Annotated in this window: 9 protein-coding genes, 5 tRNA genes and 1 riboswitch; of the genes, 4 read left to right on the top strand and 10 right to left on the bottom strand. The window is 62.0% G+C overall.

The window, feature by feature from the left end:
* Window positions 1-25: 25 nt before the first annotated feature.
* Window positions 26-748: an ABC transporter ATP-binding protein gene (locus tag BN1119_RS12595; protein ID WP_041998361.1), complete on the bottom strand. Its 723-nt coding sequence runs from the start codon at window positions 746-748 to the stop codon at window positions 26-28.
* Between BN1119_RS12595 and BN1119_RS12590 the strand changes: the two genes are divergently transcribed.
* Window positions 747-1,352 (top strand): arylesterase, encoded by a 606-nt coding sequence (locus BN1119_RS12590; RefSeq protein ID WP_041998359.1) that lies wholly within the window; start codon window positions 747-749, stop codon window positions 1,350-1,352. The two genes, BN1119_RS12595 and BN1119_RS12590, sit on opposite strands and share 2 nt — an antisense overlap.
* Before the next feature lie 67 nt (window positions 1,353-1,419).
* On the opposite strand, the gene BN1119_RS12585 is transcribed toward BN1119_RS12590, so the two are convergent.
* The 8 genes from BN1119_RS12585 to gltX form a co-directional block, all read right to left on the bottom strand.
* Complete coding sequence (locus tag BN1119_RS12585) at window positions 1,420-2,361, bottom strand: chemotaxis protein CheV (protein ID WP_041998356.1); 942 nt, start codon at window positions 2,359-2,361, stop codon at window positions 1,420-1,422.
* 219 nt (window positions 2,362-2,580) lie between these two features.
* Window positions 2,581-5,625, bottom strand: coding sequence for a glycosyl hydrolase family 18 protein (locus tag BN1119_RS12580; protein ID WP_052448060.1), 3,045 nt, complete (start codon window positions 5,623-5,625; stop codon window positions 2,581-2,583).
* A gap of 116 nt (window positions 5,626-5,741) precedes the next feature.
* Window positions 5,742-5,824, bottom strand: a riboswitch (cyclic di-GMP riboswitch).
* Between the two features lie 361 nt (window positions 5,825-6,185).
* Window positions 6,186-6,261, bottom strand: a tRNA-Ala gene (locus BN1119_RS12575).
* Window positions 6,262-6,301: 40 nt separating this feature from the next.
* Window positions 6,302-6,377: transfer RNA gene (locus BN1119_RS12570), tRNA-Ala, on the bottom strand.
* Between the two features lie 59 nt (window positions 6,378-6,436).
* Window positions 6,437-6,512: transfer RNA gene (locus BN1119_RS12565), tRNA-Ala, on the bottom strand.
* 63 nt (window positions 6,513-6,575) lie between these two features.
* Window positions 6,576-6,651, bottom strand: a tRNA-Ala gene (locus tag BN1119_RS12560).
* A gap of 28 nt (window positions 6,652-6,679) precedes the next feature.
* Window positions 6,680-6,755 (bottom strand) — tRNA-Ala (locus BN1119_RS12555).
* 236 nt (window positions 6,756-6,991) lie between these two features.
* Complete coding sequence (gene gltX, locus BN1119_RS12550) at window positions 6,992-8,407, bottom strand: glutamate--tRNA ligase (protein ID WP_041998354.1); 1,416 nt, start codon at window positions 8,405-8,407, stop codon at window positions 6,992-6,994.
* Between the two features lie 278 nt (window positions 8,408-8,685).
* On the opposite strand from gltX, the gene BN1119_RS12545 reads away from it, so the two are divergent.
* From BN1119_RS12545 to BN1119_RS12535, 3 genes are all read left to right on the top strand, one after another.
* Window positions 8,686-10,788 carry a methyl-accepting chemotaxis protein gene (locus BN1119_RS12545; RefSeq protein WP_041998351.1) on the top strand — a complete coding sequence of 701 codons (2,103 nt, stop codon included), beginning with the start codon at window positions 8,686-8,688 and terminating at the stop codon, window positions 10,786-10,788.
* A 100-nt stretch (window positions 10,789-10,888) separates the two neighbouring features.
* Window positions 10,889-11,554 (top strand): LysM-like peptidoglycan-binding domain-containing protein, encoded by a 666-nt coding sequence (locus tag BN1119_RS12540; protein WP_041998349.1) that lies wholly within the window; start codon window positions 10,889-10,891, stop codon window positions 11,552-11,554.
* Between the two features lie 287 nt (window positions 11,555-11,841).
* Complete coding sequence (locus tag BN1119_RS12535; protein WP_041998347.1) at window positions 11,842-12,051, top strand: cold-shock protein; 210 nt, start codon at window positions 11,842-11,844, stop codon at window positions 12,049-12,051.
* A 231-nt stretch (window positions 12,052-12,282) separates the two neighbouring features.
* Here the strand turns inward: BN1119_RS12535 and BN1119_RS12530 are convergent.
* Window positions 12,283-15,516 (bottom strand): VWA domain-containing protein (locus BN1119_RS12530; protein WP_041998345.1); only part of this gene is annotated, 3,234 nt, incomplete at its 5' end.

Below are 15,516 nucleotides of genomic sequence, written 5' to 3'. Positions count from 1 at the left end.
GCCACCCCGGGTGTTTCATCGCGCGTCAGCGAACGGAGGCCGGGCTCGGCTGCACCCGGGCATCCACCCCGGCGTCATCCTGCAAGCGGCCGCCGGCCATGGTCAGCTGACGCTGACAGCGCTGGGCCAGGGCCAGATCGTGCGTGACCACCACCAGTGTGGTGCCATGGCGGCGATTGAGATCGAACAAGAGTTCGATGACGGTCTCGCCTGTCTTGCTGTCGAGGTTGCCGGTCGGCTCGTCCGCCAGCAGCAGACTGGGCCGGGTCATGAAGGCCCGGGCGATGGCGACCCGCTGCTGTTCGCCGCCGGACAGGCGGGGCGGCAGGTGATCCACTCTCTCTTTCAGGCCCACCGCCGCCAGCAGCTCACGGGCCCTGGGCTCGCAATCCTGCTCGCCCCGCAGCTCGGCGGGCAGCATGACGTTCTCCAGGGCGCTCAGGGTCGGCAGCAGCAGAAAGGATTGGAACACGAAGCCGATATGGTCGGCCCGCAGCCGGGCACGCCCCTCTTCATCGAGCTCGCCGAGGGAGTGACCCTGGATGCGGATCTCGCCGCTGCTCGGCAAGTCCAGCCCGGCCAAGAGGCCGAGCAGGGTCGACTTGCCCGAACCGGAGGCCCCGACCAGGGCCAGGGTCTCCCCCGCCTTGACTTGCAGCGAGATCCCCTCAAGGATGGTCAGATTGTCACTGCCGAGGCGCACCGACTTGCCGAGGTGATTAATCGAAATGATGGGAGTTGAAGTCATGGCGCGTATCCTGTTCGCCTTAATGTGGATGATGGCAACCGCTTCAGTGCAGGCGCAGACCCTGCTGGTGCTGGGCGACAGCCTGAGCGCCGGTTACCAGATGCCGGCCGACCAGAGTTGGCCTGCCCTGCTCGGACAGCAGTGGCAGGAGGCTGGCGGACAGCACCGGCTGATCAATGCCAGCATCAGCGGTGAAACCACTCAGGGGGCCCTCACCAGACTGCCCGTCTTGCTCGAGGAGCACAAGCCGGACTGGCTGCTGATCGAGCTGGGGGGCAACGATGGCCTGCGGGGTTTCCCCCCTGCCCTCACCCGCCAAAACCTGGCGAAGATGCTTACGATGGCCGAACGAAAAGGGATCCGCACCATACTGACCCAGATCCAGCTGCCCCCCAACTATGGGGCCCGCTACCTGCGCCAGTTCGAGCAGATCTTCCCTGAGCTCGCCGCCGAGCAGGCGCGACCGCTGCTGCCCTTCTTCCTCGATGATATTGTCACCCGCCCTGAACTCATGCTGAATGATGGCATCCACCCCAAGGCCGAGGCGCAGCCGCTGATCCGCGACAAGGTTGCCCGCTTCGTCGAACCTTTGCTGAGCCAGTGATGGCCTCTTGCCAATGAACAGAGGGCCGGCGCAGGCCGACCCTCTGTGCGTCAATCTGTCTTGCTCCTCAGCCCAGCAACTGGCGCAGCCGCTCCTGTGCCACCCCCACCAGCAGGTCTGGCTGGAACTTGGAGATGAAGCGATCGCAGCCCACCTTCTTCACCATGGCCTCGTTGAAGTTGCCGCTCAGGGAGGTGTTGAGGGTGATGAAGAGCTCCCCCATGCGCGGATCGCTGCGCACCTCGTGGGTGAGGCGATAGCCGTCCATCTCGGGCATCTCGGCATCGGTGATCATCAGCAATAGCTCGTCGGTCACCTTCTTGCCTTCATCGCACCAGCGTTTGAGCAGGGTCAGGGCCTGCAGGCCATCTTGGCATTCGATCACCTCGAGCCCGAGCTGGGCCAGGGTGTCACGGATGAGGTTGCGTGCCGTGCTGGAGTCATCGACGATCAACACCTTGCGCCCCGCCATCTGCGGCAGCAATGCCCTATCCAGCACGGACTCAGAGATGCGGATGTCGTAGGTGATGATCTCCGCCAGCACCTTCTCCACATCGATGATCTCGACGATCTGCTCGCTCTCTCCCTCCCGCAACCGGGTGATGGCGGTGAGATAGTTGGCGCGCCCGGCCGAACGGGGCGGCGGCAGTATGTCCTTCCAGGTCATGTTGACTATGTTGGCCACCTGGCCGACCAGGAAGCCCTGTATGGTGCGGTTGTACTCTGTGATGATGAGATTGGCCTCCCCCTCGACACCCTGACCCCGCATGCCGATGGCGCTGCGCAGATCGATGACGGGAATGGAGACCCCACGGATGTTGGCCACGCCGCTGATGTTGTGGTGGGACCCCGGCATCTTGTTCAGGCGGGGCAGTTTCACCACCTCCCGCACCTTGAACACATTGATGGCAAACAGCTGGCGGGAGCCGAGTCGAAACAGCAACAGCTCCAGGCGATTCTCCCCTACCAGCTGGGTACGTTGATCCACTGAATCCAATATGCTCGCCATGACTCCCTTATCTCCCTATCAGAATGCTGGCCCAGTATAGGGACTCGCCGATCCCGCTACCATGGCTCTTGCTATGTTATGTCGGCCAGCCCATGGATTTTCTTGATAAAAAAACGGGGCCAGGGGCCCCGTTTACGCTATCAATGCCAGTTTCCATCGTTGCAGACCAGCTGCCGTCGCCCGCTCTGGGCTCGCGACTGGTCCACTCGCCGTGGCAACTCAGTAGTTACAGATCAGCTTCCAGCTGCCGTCGCCCGCCTTGGGTTCGCTGCTGGTCCACCAGTTGGCCTGCCAGACCGCCTTGCCGTTGGTCATGCGGTCGTTGCCGCTGGCGTGATCCCCGCGCGGCCAGCTCGGATAAGCCGGATAGGCCGCCGGATCCACGCTCTGGCTGGCGCAGGTGGTGCCACCGCTACCACCGTCACCACCACTGCTCCCCCCCAGCACGGCCTCCGCCAGGGCCGGGAAGTCGGACTTCAGGCCTATGGTCTGGCTGCCGGCAATCAAACGGATGCCGCTTGGCACGCCTGCGGCCGGCAGATAGTAGGTCATGGCCACTTCCACCTCGGTGCCCGGCGCCCAGGCCTTCCAACCCGGCAGCGTCAGAGCCACCTTGTGGAAGTCCTTCTCATTGGCGATGCCGTCGGAGTTCTGGTTGCCGCCGCTCTCCACGACTTTCAGCCCCATACCGCTCTGGTCGGTGATGGTGTCGGAGGTGGAGGTGGGCATCAGGAACTCGATGCGGGTGCCGCCCGGAATGGTCTGGGTCGAGTTGTTGGTGAGTTTAAGCGTCGGATTGAGCGGGTAGTTGGAGTCCCCTTCCTTGAAGCCGGAGAGGCTCACGCCGATGTCGAGCTGGGCGGCCGGGGCCGGCAGATCGTTCTGTTGCAGGCTGGCCTGGCTCGCCGTGGCGAACTTGTCATATGCCAGGCTGGTCAGGGTGCTGCCCATCACGTACTCGTTCTTGGCGGGATCAAAGTCATAGTCCCCCGCCATCTCCCAGAACATGACGCCCCCCAGTCCCCGCTTGATGATGTAGTCGAGCTTGTGGCCCATGGACTCTTCATCTTCGGTGGAGAGGAATACCTTCTTCTGCTCGTTCCACAGCCAGGGCGAGTGCGCCTTGTCATCGTAGTAACGCACATACTGGCCCTGCATCACGTCGGCCGGGTTGTTGGCATCCAGGCCCCAGGCCGCGCCATAGCTCGGCATGCTGGTGATGCCGAGGCTGGCCGCGTGCTCCAGGTTCTTGGCGTGCCACATGGGGACGGCGCCACCGCCGATCTCGTTGCCGTTCTTGTCAAGATCATGCCAGATGTTGTCGATGCCGACCGCACCATTGCCGCAGGGGATGGTGCTGCCACCCGTGCCCGGCTGGCAGTCGCTCTGGCTCGGCAGCGCCGCCTTGCCACCCAGACCGTGGGTGCCACCGGTGACCCCCTGCCAGCCACGGGTGTAATAAGGCACCCCTATGTTGATCTTGCCCGCCGCCATGGCGCCGCGGAAGTAGTGGGCCGCCCAGGCGGAGTTGAGATAGCCGATGCCGCCAAACTGGGCCTGGGTGTAGACACCCCACTGGGCCAGCTCGGGATCCGCCTTGTTGTCGAACAGGGCGGCGTTGTGGCCGACGAAGTGGTTCCAGGCACCGTGGAAGTCATAGGTCATCAGGTTGACGTAGTCCAGGTACTGGGTGACCTGGAAGTTTTCCATGCCGCGCAGCAGATAGGCCGACGCCGGCGAGGCGATGGTCAGCATGTATTTGCGACCGTCCTCGGTTCCGGCGCTGTCGAGCCGCTCGCGCAGTGTCTTCATCAGCACTTCATAGTTCGCAAACAACTTGCCGCGGCACTGGTTGGAGAGCGGGAAGTCGTTGGGGTTGCCCGCATCCTTCATGGAGGTCGGATACTCGTAATCCACATCCACCCCGTCGAAGCCGTACTGGCGGATGAAGTTCACCGCCGAATCGGCGAAGGCGTTGATGCCGGCGGTGTTGACCGAGCAGTCACCCTTGGTGGTGGCGGTGTAGAAGCCGCGGGTATCGGCCCAGCCCCCGACCGAGATCAGGGTCTTCACGTCCGGATACTGCTTCTTGTACTTCGACAGCAGGTTGAAGTGGCCCTGGTAGGCAAATTCGGGATCCATCTCGGCGCCCGGCACTCCGTCCCAGGTCATCTTGGTGGCGGAATCATCCACCTTGATGACATGGCTCTGCTCGTCCACCGCCGCGAAGGCATAGTTGATGTGGGTGATCTTGTCCCAGGGGATGTCGCCCACCAGGTAGGAGGGCAGACCATTCTTGCCGGTGCGCCAGGAGGTGAAGTAACCGATGACGCGGCGGCCATGGTCATCCCCCATGCACTCGCTGCCGTCGGCGCGGTAGATCTGGCGCACGTCGCAGGAGAGATTGCCGCCGGTGGGCGGCAGGGCGGCCTCTTCGACGCTGACCGACACGGGAGCCGACTCGCCGGACAGGCTCTGGCTGTCCACGGCAACCAGGGTCAGGGCGGCGCTGCCCTTGGTTTGCGGGGTCCAGCCCAGCTGCCAGGGGGCGCTGCTGTCTTCAGATACCTTCTTGCCATCGACATACAGCTCGACCTTGGCCACATCGTCGTTGGCATCGGTGACATTGCCGGTCACGGTGACGGCGCGGCCCAGGGTCAGCTTGGCACCCGCGGCAGGGCTGGCGATGCTGACCTGAGGCGCCTCGGGGGCCACCACGGCGGTCACGGTCACGGCGACCTGGGCTTCATCCAGGCTGTTGCCATCCTTGTCCAGGGCACGGGCCGTGACCTGATGGGGGCCGACGCCGCTGGCGGACCAGCTGGCGGACCAGGGGGCGGCCGTGGCCACGGCGACCTGGCTGCCATCCACCAGGTAGACCACCTGGGCGACCGCTGTGCTGCCACCGGTCAGGGTCACGGCCAGGGCTAGTTCGGCCCCTTCGCTCACAGAGCTGCCGGCGGCAGGGGAAGAGAGGGTCAGCTCAGGCAGCTCGGGCCCGGGCGGGTTGGGGTCCTGAGACAGGGTCCAGGCATCGGTCCAGACGGCACCGACCCCGGGCTCGTAGTGATAAGGGGAAGCCCCGCACCAGCCAGAATAGGGAAACGCCTTGCACTCATAGAGGTTGCCGACGTTGCTGACGATATCGCCAGCCTGATAGGCAGTCCCGGCCTGATAGGCGGGATAGGCGGCCTGCGCCCAGGCGGGCATGGCCGCAAGGGCAACCAGCATGGCGAGCCTGCTGGGCCTGAGGGTCTGTTGCATATTGTTATCATCCTTGTTTTGTCTTGGCGTTAAGACCGGGAAAAGCGCAATCGCAACAGGGAGGAAAAAGGGGACGACAACAGGCCTTGGACGGGGCCACATACCCTCATGTCACCCCGGGAAACCCCGCTGTCTGGCTCAATGAGGCAGATCGGAGGCTTTGCGTCCCGGCATCACTGCCGGTTTGCCCTTTACCTGGGTTCCGTGAGGAACGGCTCGAGTATAGAAAGCCCGGCGCAAATGCTCAATCTTCATTCACAAGGAGAAATATGTTTGCTGGGCAACGAGGAAACCGGCTAACGGCGGCGATCGTGTCGCCAACGCCCGGCACATAGCCGCCTTGTCAGCCTGCCACTGCAAATTTGCCGCCATCATGAAGCAGGGGGTGATGACGCGAAACTGTGAGCCACCTCATGGCGCCATATGAATTTGGTGTTTGCCGGGAGTGTGCCGGCGAGCGCCGGATGCGGGTAGAGGCAGATCATGGGGCCGCGCTGACGCGCCCATGACAAAAAGGCCACCGCGATGCGGTGGCCTTTAAGCTTCTCGTGACGAGAATTTGGTGGAGCTACGCGGGATCGAACCGCGGACCTCTTGCATGCCATGCAAGCGCTCTCCCAGCTGAGCTATAACCCCAAGTTGTGGCGAATCAAGGTCAAGACCTTCACTCTGAATTTGGTGGAGCTACGCGGGATCGAACCGCGGACCTCTTGCATGCCATGCAAGCGCTCTCCCAGCTGAGCTATAGCCCCAAATTCTTTCTTCATTAGACAAGCGGTTCTGGCGGCCGTTTGCCTTTTACTGCAAATAGTGGTGGAGCTACGCGGGATCGAACCGCGGACCTCTTGCATGCCATGCAAGCGCTCTCCCAGCTGAGCTATAACCCCACAAAGGTCGGCCTGGGTGATACACACCGCACTGCCCTGGGTACTTCATGTCAATCAGGAACCTGGTGGAGCTACGCGGGATCGAACCGCGGACCTCTTGCATGCCATGCAAGCGCTCTCCCAGCTGAGCTATAACCCCTTTGATTCCAGATTGTTCGAGGAGAATTTGGTGGAGCTACGCGGGATCGAACCGCGGACCTCTTGCATGCCATGCAAGCGCTCTCCCAGCTGAGCTATAACCCCAACTCACCTCGGCGCTACCAAAGTTATCTCTGGCAACGGAGGCGCATGATAGGCATCGACCGCTTTGCTGTCAACCCAAAATTCTCGCCTGTTGAATCGTTTAGTCAAAATTCAGGCAGTTAGCTGTTTTTAGCGCCAACCTCATCGCTATGTCGCTGTTTTACGTCGCAAATCCGCTTGAGGCCAAAACACAAAAGGCTCCCGAATGGGAGCCTCTTTCACATAATGGCAGATGCTTACTCGGCAGCCATGCGCGCTTCGATATACGCCAGGGCGCGATCGATACGCGCCAGTACCCGCTCCTTGCCCACCAACGCCATCACGGCATCGATGGCAGGGGACTGACCCAGACCGGTGACGGCCACGCGCAGCGGCATACCGACCTTGCCCATGCCCTGACCCAGCTCGGCGGCAGTGGCTTCAATCAGCTCGTGCAGCGCTTCGGTGGTCCAGGTCTCCAGGGCCGACAGCTTGGCCTTGGCCAGGGTCAGCGGCTCGGCCGCGACGCCGCGCAGGTGTTTCTTGGCGGCCGCTTCGTCGATGGCATCAAAATCTTCGAACAGGTAGCGGCTCTGGGCGGCCATCTCGACCAGGGTGTTGCAGCGCTCGGCCAGCAGAGTCACCACGGCAGGCAACGTCGGGCCCTTGCTGGTGTCGATGTTCTGGGCGGCCATGTGCCATTCCAGGTGCTTGGCCACATAGGCCGGGTCCAGGCTGCGCATGTAGTGGTTGTTCAGCCACAGCAGCTTGTCGGTGTTGAAGGCGGAGGCGGACTTGGAGATGGCATCCAGGCTGAACAGCTTGATCATCTCCTCCAGGCTGAAGATCTCCTGATCGCCGTGGGACCAGCCCAGACGCACCAGATAGTTCAGCAGGGCTTCCGGCAGGTAGCCATCGTCGCGGTACTGCATCACGGAGACAGCACCGTGGCGCTTGGAGAGCTTGGCTCCGTCGTCCCCCAGGATCATGGAGACGTGGGCGAACTCAGGCACAGGCGCGTTCAGGGCCTTGTAGATGTTGATCTGGCGCGGGGTGTTGTTGATGTGGTCTTCGCCACGCACCACGTGGGTGATCTCCATGTCCCAGTCATCGACCACCACGCAGAAGTTGTAGGTGGGGGCGCCGTCGGTGCGGCGGATGATGAGATCGTCGAGCTCGGTGTTGGCGAACTCGATGCGGCCACGGACGTGGTCATCGAACACCACTGAGCCTTCGGTGGGGTTGCGAAAGCGAATGACGTGGGGCGCATCGGCCGGGTGATCGTGGGCAGCATCCCGGCACTTGCCGTCATAACGGGGCTTCTCGCCATTGGCCATCTGGCCTTCGCGCAGCGCTTCCAGACGCTCCTTGGAGCAGAAGCACTTGTAGGCGCGGCCATCGGCCAGCATCTCGTCAATCAGGGCGTTGTAGCGGTCGAAGCGCTTGGTCTGGTAGTAGGGGCCCTCATCCCAGTTCAGCTCCAGCCATTCCATGCCCTCAATGATGGCGTCTATCGCCTCCTGAGTGGAACGTTCCAGGTCGGTATCCTCGATACGCAGCACGAACTCGCCGCCCTGGCTTTTCGCGTAGAGCCAGGAGTAGAGCGCGGTACGGGCACCGCCGACATGCAGGAAACCGGTCGGGCTGGGAGCAAAACGGGTTTTGACTTTCATCTTTAAGCCTTGTGTAGAGGGCCTTGGGCCAATGCGTTAGAAAAACCGCCGCATTTTAGCACTCAGAATCACGGATGGGAAAATCCGCACATCTTGCACGCTGGATCCCGGATGGGAAAACCCTGGGATCGGGCCTTGCCCTCCCCCTTCCCCTCCCGGACATGAGGAGGATCGCAAAAATCACTGGCATTTTCGGCTCTACTTGCAACAAAGGCTGGAGATTTCATCTGCCAAGCCGATGTTTCAACCAACTTAACGCTTAAGACAAGGAAGGCATGATGCAGTTTCGCTCTATCGCACACCGCATCCTGGTGATGACCGGGATTGCCATGACCGCCGCCCTGGTGGTCCTGATCCTGCAGACCCAGTATTCGGGCCGCCAGACCCAGCAACTGACCGTCGACTCCAGCCGCGCCGCCTTGCAGGAGGAGGCGTGGCAGAAGGTGGGGGCCGAGGCCCGCGCCGAGGCGGCTGCCATCACCCAGTTGCTGCAAAAGGGGCTCTCCTATGCCCAGCAGATGGCCAGCGTCCTGGCCCTGCAACAGGAGGGCAAGCTGCCGCTGGATCGCCAGCAGGTCAATGAGCTGCTCAAGGCCCAGCTTGGCCTGGAGCCCCAGCTCTATGGCGCTTTCGCAGGCTTCGAGCCCGACGGCTTCGACGGCCAGGACAGCGCCTTCGCAGGTCAGAGCGAATCCGGCAGCGATGCCAAGGGACGCTTCGTCCCCTACTTCTATCGGGACGGCGCCAACATAGGTTCGGATCTGCTGCTCTCCATCGAGAAGCACGAGCCCGATGAGTTCGGCAATCCCGCCAACGACTACTATGCCTGCCCCAGGCAACAGGGCCAGGCTTGCCTCATCGACCCCTTCAAGGTAGACATCAACGGCCAGCAGGTGCTGGTGAGCACCATCACCAGCCCCATCCTGGTGGGCGGTCAGTTCAAGGGCATTGCCGCCCTGGATCTGGCGGTGGATGCCATCAACCAGCAGGCGAGACGGCTCAACGACAACATCTATGACGGCAAGGGGGATACACTGATCATCAGTGCCGCCGGCGTCATCACAGGCACCAGCGGCGATGCCGGCCTGCTCGGCACGCGCGCCGACAAGCTGCTGGGCGACGGCTGGCAGCAATACCTCAAACCCGAGCTGCAGCGCCAGGAGCTGGATGGCGCATTTCGCATCTCTGTGCCCATCGCAGTGCCCGGCATGGCCCGCAACTGGGCCATCATAGTCACCCTGCCCTATCAGGTGGTGCTGGCGGGGGCGGATCAGCTGGAAACCCGGCTCAACGAGATGAACCGGGCCGCCATGAGCCAGCAGCTCATCGGCGCCCTCATCGTGCTGGGCCTGGCCCTGCTCGCCATGCTGGTGATCGCCCGCACCATCACGGGCCCCATCCGCCAGATGGTCAGCCTGGTGGATGACATCGCCGATGGAGAGGGGGATCTCACCAAGCGGCTCGAGGTGAACTCGGCGGACGAGCTGGGCGCTCTGGCCCGCGGCATCAACCGCTTCATCGACAAGTTGCAGGGGCTGCTCGGCGATGTGCAGGGAACCGCCGGCGAGGTGAACCGCCACGCCGGAGATACCGACCGCATCGCGGGGCAGACGGATCGCAACCTGCAATCCCATCAGGCCGAGATGGAACAGATGCTGACCGCAGTGCAGGAGATGTCTTACGTCAGTCAGGAGGTCGCCACCCATGCCAACAACACCGCCGATTCCGCCAAGCAGGCCCAGAGTGCGGCGGACGAGGGCAAGGAGCGCTTCCAGCAGGTGATCCACTCCATGCACAAGGTGGCCGCAGAGGCGGGCAAGGGAGCCGAGGTGGTGGAGGGGCTGGCCCACGACAGCGAGCAGATCACCAGCATACTCGCCGTCATTCAGGGGATCGCCGATCAGACCAACCTGCTGGCCCTCAACGCCGCCATCGAGGCGGCCCGGGCCGGGGAACAGGGCCGCGGCTTCGCGGTGGTGGCCGACGAGGTGCGTCAGCTGGCCCGCAATACCCAGCAGGCGGTGCAGAGCACCCAGGACCTGATCGACAAGATACGTCACAGTTCGACCAATGCCGTCGGCGCCATCACCCTGAGCCAGCAGTTGACGCAGCAAGCGGTGAGCGAGGCGGATCTCGCCGAGGCGGCCCTCGCCAGCATCTATCAGGCCATCGCCACCATCAACGACATGACCTACCAGATAGCCTCCGCCGCCGAGGAGCAGAGCTCGGTCGCCGAGACGGTGTCTGGCAACCTGGCCAAGACCAACATGCTGGCGAACGACATTGCCAGGGACGCAACCGATACCGCCCAGGCCAGCCAGGCCCTGCGTCAGGGAGCGGAGCGATTGCAGCAGCTGCTGGGACAATTCCGGCTACGCTGATAAATTTCCTGCCAGGGACTCTCCCCCTCGGGGGCGAGTCCGTTTACCATAGGCGCCTGATTTGCCTGATGGCAGGCAATTGTAGTGAGAGGTAACTGCCGTGCCCACCCCGGATCGTCGCCCCCGTGGCCATAACAGACGAGCACAGCGTCATAGAGACGAGTCACAAGGATCCCTGCTTGAACGCATCAATGCAGCCACCCTGCCCCTGCGCCAGCAACTGGGTCAGACCCTGGCGCGGCTGAAAAACAGGGAGGCCCCCAAGGCCAGGGCGAGCGAGGGCCGCAAGTGGCAAAGTCCCTTGCCCCGCAAACATGGCATCGCCCTGCTGATCCTGATCCCCCTCTGGCTGATCTTGCTGGCCTGGGAGCCTGCCCCCGGCGCGCCGCAGGCGGCCCCCTCAGGTTCCCTGAGCGTCCCCATCGCCCTCCCGGCACAAAGCCAGGGCGAGCTGCGCCAGCCCGAGACTGCTGCCGTGGCCGCGCCGGAACCCGAGCCAGTCAATGGCAAGTGGCTCAGCCACAAGGTCGCGGCGGGTGAGACCCTCTTCTCTCTCTTCCGCCAGTTCGAGCTGCCCGGGGTCGAGCTCAGTCGGCTCATCGCCATCGAGGGACCGGACCGGCCCCTGACCCGGATGCAGACCGGCAAGAGCGTCAACATTCTGGTCGGGGATGACAGGCGCATTCAACGCGTCGAGATCCGGGACGACTTCCAGGTGCTCTATCGCTACGATCGCCAGGGTGAGGGCTTCGCACTCAAGGAGTGATCCCCCAAAGGGATCCCATCGAGATAAAGGAGGCGTCATGCCTCCTTTTTCATGGCAGCGCCCCATGGGCAACGGCTTGATCAGCCAATAGTTTTACCTTGCTCAAAGATTGAATGGCCGATGTTTGACAAGGATCGGCGCTCACGTACAATCGTTTTGCTTTTAACAGGGACCGTTGAGTAGGACTGAGACACATCAGCAGGTCAGTCATGGCTCTCCCCTGTCTTTTAGGCAAACCCTGCCTGTACCAGGCGTTAGTTTCATTTTGCAATAGATAGGACTTACACATGTCTGACATTCGCACCGGCCAAGTCAAATGGTTCAACGAAACCAAGGGTTTTGGCTTCATCGAACAAGCTCAGGGACCGGACGTTTTCGTTCACTTCTCCTCCATCCAGAGCACGGGCTTCAAAACCCTGGCCGAAGGCCAGAAGGTTCAGTTCACCGTGACTCAGGGTCAGAAAGGCCCGCAGGCTGAGAACGTCACCCTTCTCTAAGCCGCCGCCTTGCTAGGAGGAGTCCTCTCCTCCTATTTTTCCCCTTTATTTGCTGCCCGCCAGCACCCTCTCCAGACCCGGAGCCGCAGCGCCAAGCCCACGGCCTCCTTTCCCTCGACGGCAGACCCCTTAGTGTTTCGCTCTCTTGCCCATTCCTGCGCCCAAGGCGAGATCCGCACCAAGAAAAACGGTGGCCTGAGCCACCGTTTTTGCTGTGGATGCGTCGCACCCTTATTTGTCTATCTCCAGCATGTGATTGTTGAGCATGAAATCAATCACCTGGCTCGAGGTGGCACCGCTGTTGCCGGTCAGGGTATCGAAGCTGTGGTTCACCAGCACTATCTCCTGGGCCACCTCGCTGCTGGCCGATGTCTTGACCTGCAAGTGAACCCCTTCATCGTCCTGGAACACGGAGAGCAGGCTCTTCAGATCGTCCGGGTGCTGGGTGTCGTCCTGATCCAGCAGATCCCGCAGATCCAGCTTGTCTCGCTGTGACGCGTCATCACGGCTCGGGTTGAAGTCTGTGATGGTATCCACCGTCAGCTTGCCCTCCTCGATATCTCCCTTGCTCCAGACGAAGATGTCGGATCCGTCTGCGCCGGTCAGGATATCGTTGCCCAGCCCGCCGATGAGCCAATCGTCGCCGGTACCGCCATTGAGGATGTCATTGCCCTCCCCGCCATACAGGGTGTCTGTGCCGCTGCCACCATGGAGGCTGTCGTCCCCCAGGCCGCCGTACAGGGTGTCATTCCCGACTCCGCCAAACAGGATGTCATCCCCGCTGCCGCCGTCCAGGATGTCATTGCCCCCCTGGCCGTAGAGGATGTCGCTACCCTCGCCCCCCATCAGCACATCCGCCTTGTCATTGCCGGATGATTGATCGAACTCGCTGGCATGCTGCTGAATGTAACGGTGCACTTCGGCATCCAGGGCGGCGTTCTGGTTCAACTTGTCCGCCACATACGCCTTGATGGCCGCGTACCCCTCTCCCGCGATGCCGTTGAAGTGCATCGCATCGCCAAACAGGATGTCATCGCCAGCCCCGCCATCGAACCGGTCGCTGCCCGGCAGATTGCTGTTGGTGGCGCCCAGTATGGTGCTGGCCAGATCGCTGGCATCCACATTGGTATGGGTGATCCCATCCGAGTCATATGACTTGAGATCGGCTTCGGAGATGTTCGCTCCCAAGCCGATGGCTTCAACAAGCACTCCTTTTGAGGTCAACAGCTGATAGCCCAGCAAGGCGTCGGTACGCACGTCATCGGTGCTGTTTCGGCCATCCCCACCCAGCAACTGGATCTGGTTCTGGCCGTTGCTGCCCTTGACGATGACCCCCACAGTGGTCGTGAACCAGCCATCCCACCCTTGGGACCACTTGATCACTTCCCCTTTGCTGTTGACCACTTCGACACCGCGGTAGGTCACGGTATTGCCGAGCACATAGTTGCCGAGGTTCAAAGAGGTGCTGTTGAGATAGTCGTCACTGCTATAAGCCCAATCGATGACCTTCACATCACTGAGCCTGGTGGTAGTGCCGAGGTCATAGAAGGTCGGCTTGCCATCGGTGATGAAGTAGGCCAGGTTCTTCGCATTCACATTGCTGGTCGCCGTGCTGCCGGCAAACCAGTTCGCCGCCTTGCTGAATGCGGCCTCGTAGTTGGTGCCGCCATCGGCAGACATCCCCTTGAGGGCATCGAGCAGGGTCTTCAATGCGCCACTATCGGCCAGGTTGACACTGACGCTGCCGCGGGTCGTGGTATCGAAATCCACAAGCAAGAGATTGACTGTGCCTGCGTTGTCGGTGCCCGCACTGGCCTTGAGGCTGGTAAAGACCTGCTCCAGCTGGGTCCGGATCGTTACCATCGCCTCGTCACCTATACTGCCGGAACTGTCGACGATGAAGGCGATGTTGTAGTTCTGACCCGACAGCACCACGCTGCCATCCAGATCTCCCACCACCAGGTTGTGCTCGCTGCCATAGTGGTGAGTCTGGTCTCCCTGCTCCCCTTCCGTGCCCTGGAAATAACTCAGCCGTATGCTGTCATCATCACTGGCCGTATTGGTCTGATCCGTATGCAGCTCCCGCGTGGTCGCCTCCACCTTGAGGTCCACCTGACCCGCCAGGGCACCTGGCACCCGCAGGGTGAGACCACTCAGGGAGACATCCAGGGCATTGCCGCTCCACAGGCCGCTGCTCGCAGGCAGGCTGAGTGTGCCATTCGCTCCGACCGTGCCGAGCAGATCACTGCCCTGATAGAGCTTGCTCCCAGCCGGCAAACCGCTCAGCAACAGGCTGTCGAGCACTTCGCTGCCATCGCGGTCCGTGAGGGATACCTTGATGTCGACCGGGTAATCGACCTGGGTCGGCTGCACCATGGTCAGTTCACCCGTGGCCTGATTGATGGCGTAAATACCGTCATCGAACTGTACGTGCTCGATATCATGGAGTGCCTTGGTGACCCCTGTGCCCCCTTCATTCACGCTGAAATCAAACCAGGCATCATGGATCGAGTGACCACTCCCTTTCTGAACCACATAATCGGCCCGGTTGCCGCGCAGCACGGCAACGTCATCGCCCGTGTCACCATAGAGGCCATCGTTGCCCAGACCGGCCACCAGGATGTCGTTGCCAGTTCCGCCATAGAGGGAGTCGCCCTGATCTGCGTTGCCGCCAACCAGCAGGTCATCCCCCCCTTTGCCGTAGAGCATGTCGCCGCCGCCCTTGCTGCTCAGCAGGTAGTCATTCTTGGTATTGGATCCATTCAACTGATCATTGCCGCTGCTGGCGTCCCGCTTCGGCGCGCCGACTCCCAGATCGGTATGGTCGATATTGCCTGACTGGAAGCTGTCGGTGCTGATGCCAAAGCTCGGGAACCCCTGGTAGAGGGGGGTGCCATTGCTGCTCAGGGTCACCTCCACCACGGGCTTGTCGGCCACGGCCTCAATGTCGATCACCAGGGTGCCGCTGTTGCTGAGCTGGGTACCATCACTCACCTTGAATTCGAAGCTGGCATAGTCCCCCTTGAGGTTGCCGCTGTCGTTGCCCTGCCCGTTGCTGTTGTCGGTGCTGGACTCATGACTGCCGGGCACCAGGCGCAATTGCCCCGCTTTTATCTCGCCTGAGGTGATGCTGTCCCCCACCTTCACCGCCACCCACTGACCTGCCGCATTGAGGTACTGCAGGGTGCCGTTTTGCGGCAAGGAGCCAATCACCACACTCAGATCCCCGTCGGCCTGGTCGTCACTGGCACCAAATTGATCCCAGGCCAGCACCAGGGGAGTATCTTCAAGACCAATGCCGTGACCCCCAATGGTCACCGGGGGAGCGTCGTGGTACATGGTGGCACTGTCGCTGCCCGGCAGGGAGACGTTGCCCGCCGCGTCCACCAGGGTGGCGGTTACCGTCAGGGTCGCGCCATCCGCCGGACGCGGGTATTCGAAGGTCAGGACCTGGCCGTCGATCTG

Source organism: Aeromonas bivalvium (genome assembly GCF_000819765.1).
Taxonomy (GTDB): Bacteria; Pseudomonadota; Gammaproteobacteria; order Enterobacterales; family Aeromonadaceae; genus Aeromonas; species Aeromonas bivalvium.
This window is presented reverse-complemented; position numbering and strand designations above follow the sequence as displayed.

Bases quoted from the DNA above. Each gene is read 5' to 3' on its own strand.
- BN1119_RS12545 (WP_041998351.1), top strand. From the start codon at position 8,686: ATGCAGTTTCGCTCTATCGCACACCGCATCCTGGTGATGACCGGGATT.
- BN1119_RS12585 (WP_041998356.1), bottom strand. From the start codon at position 2,361: ATGGCGAGCATATTGGATTCAGTGGATCAACGTACCCAGCTGGTAGGG.
- BN1119_RS12580 (WP_052448060.1), bottom strand. From the start codon at position 5,625: ATGCAACAGACCCTCAGGCCCAGCAGGCTCGCCATGCTGGTTGCCCTT.
- BN1119_RS12535 (WP_041998347.1), top strand. From the start codon at position 11,842: ATGTCTGACATTCGCACCGGCCAAGTCAAATGGTTCAACGAAACCAAG.
- gltX (WP_041998354.1), bottom strand. From the start codon at position 8,407: ATGAAAGTCAAAACCCGTTTTGCTCCCAGCCCGACCGGTTTCCTGCAT.
- BN1119_RS12595 (WP_041998361.1), bottom strand. From the start codon at position 748: ATGACTTCAACTCCCATCATTTCGATTAATCACCTCGGCAAGTCGGTG.
- BN1119_RS12590 (WP_041998359.1), top strand. From the start codon at position 747: ATGGCGCGTATCCTGTTCGCCTTAATGTGGATGATGGCAACCGCTTCA.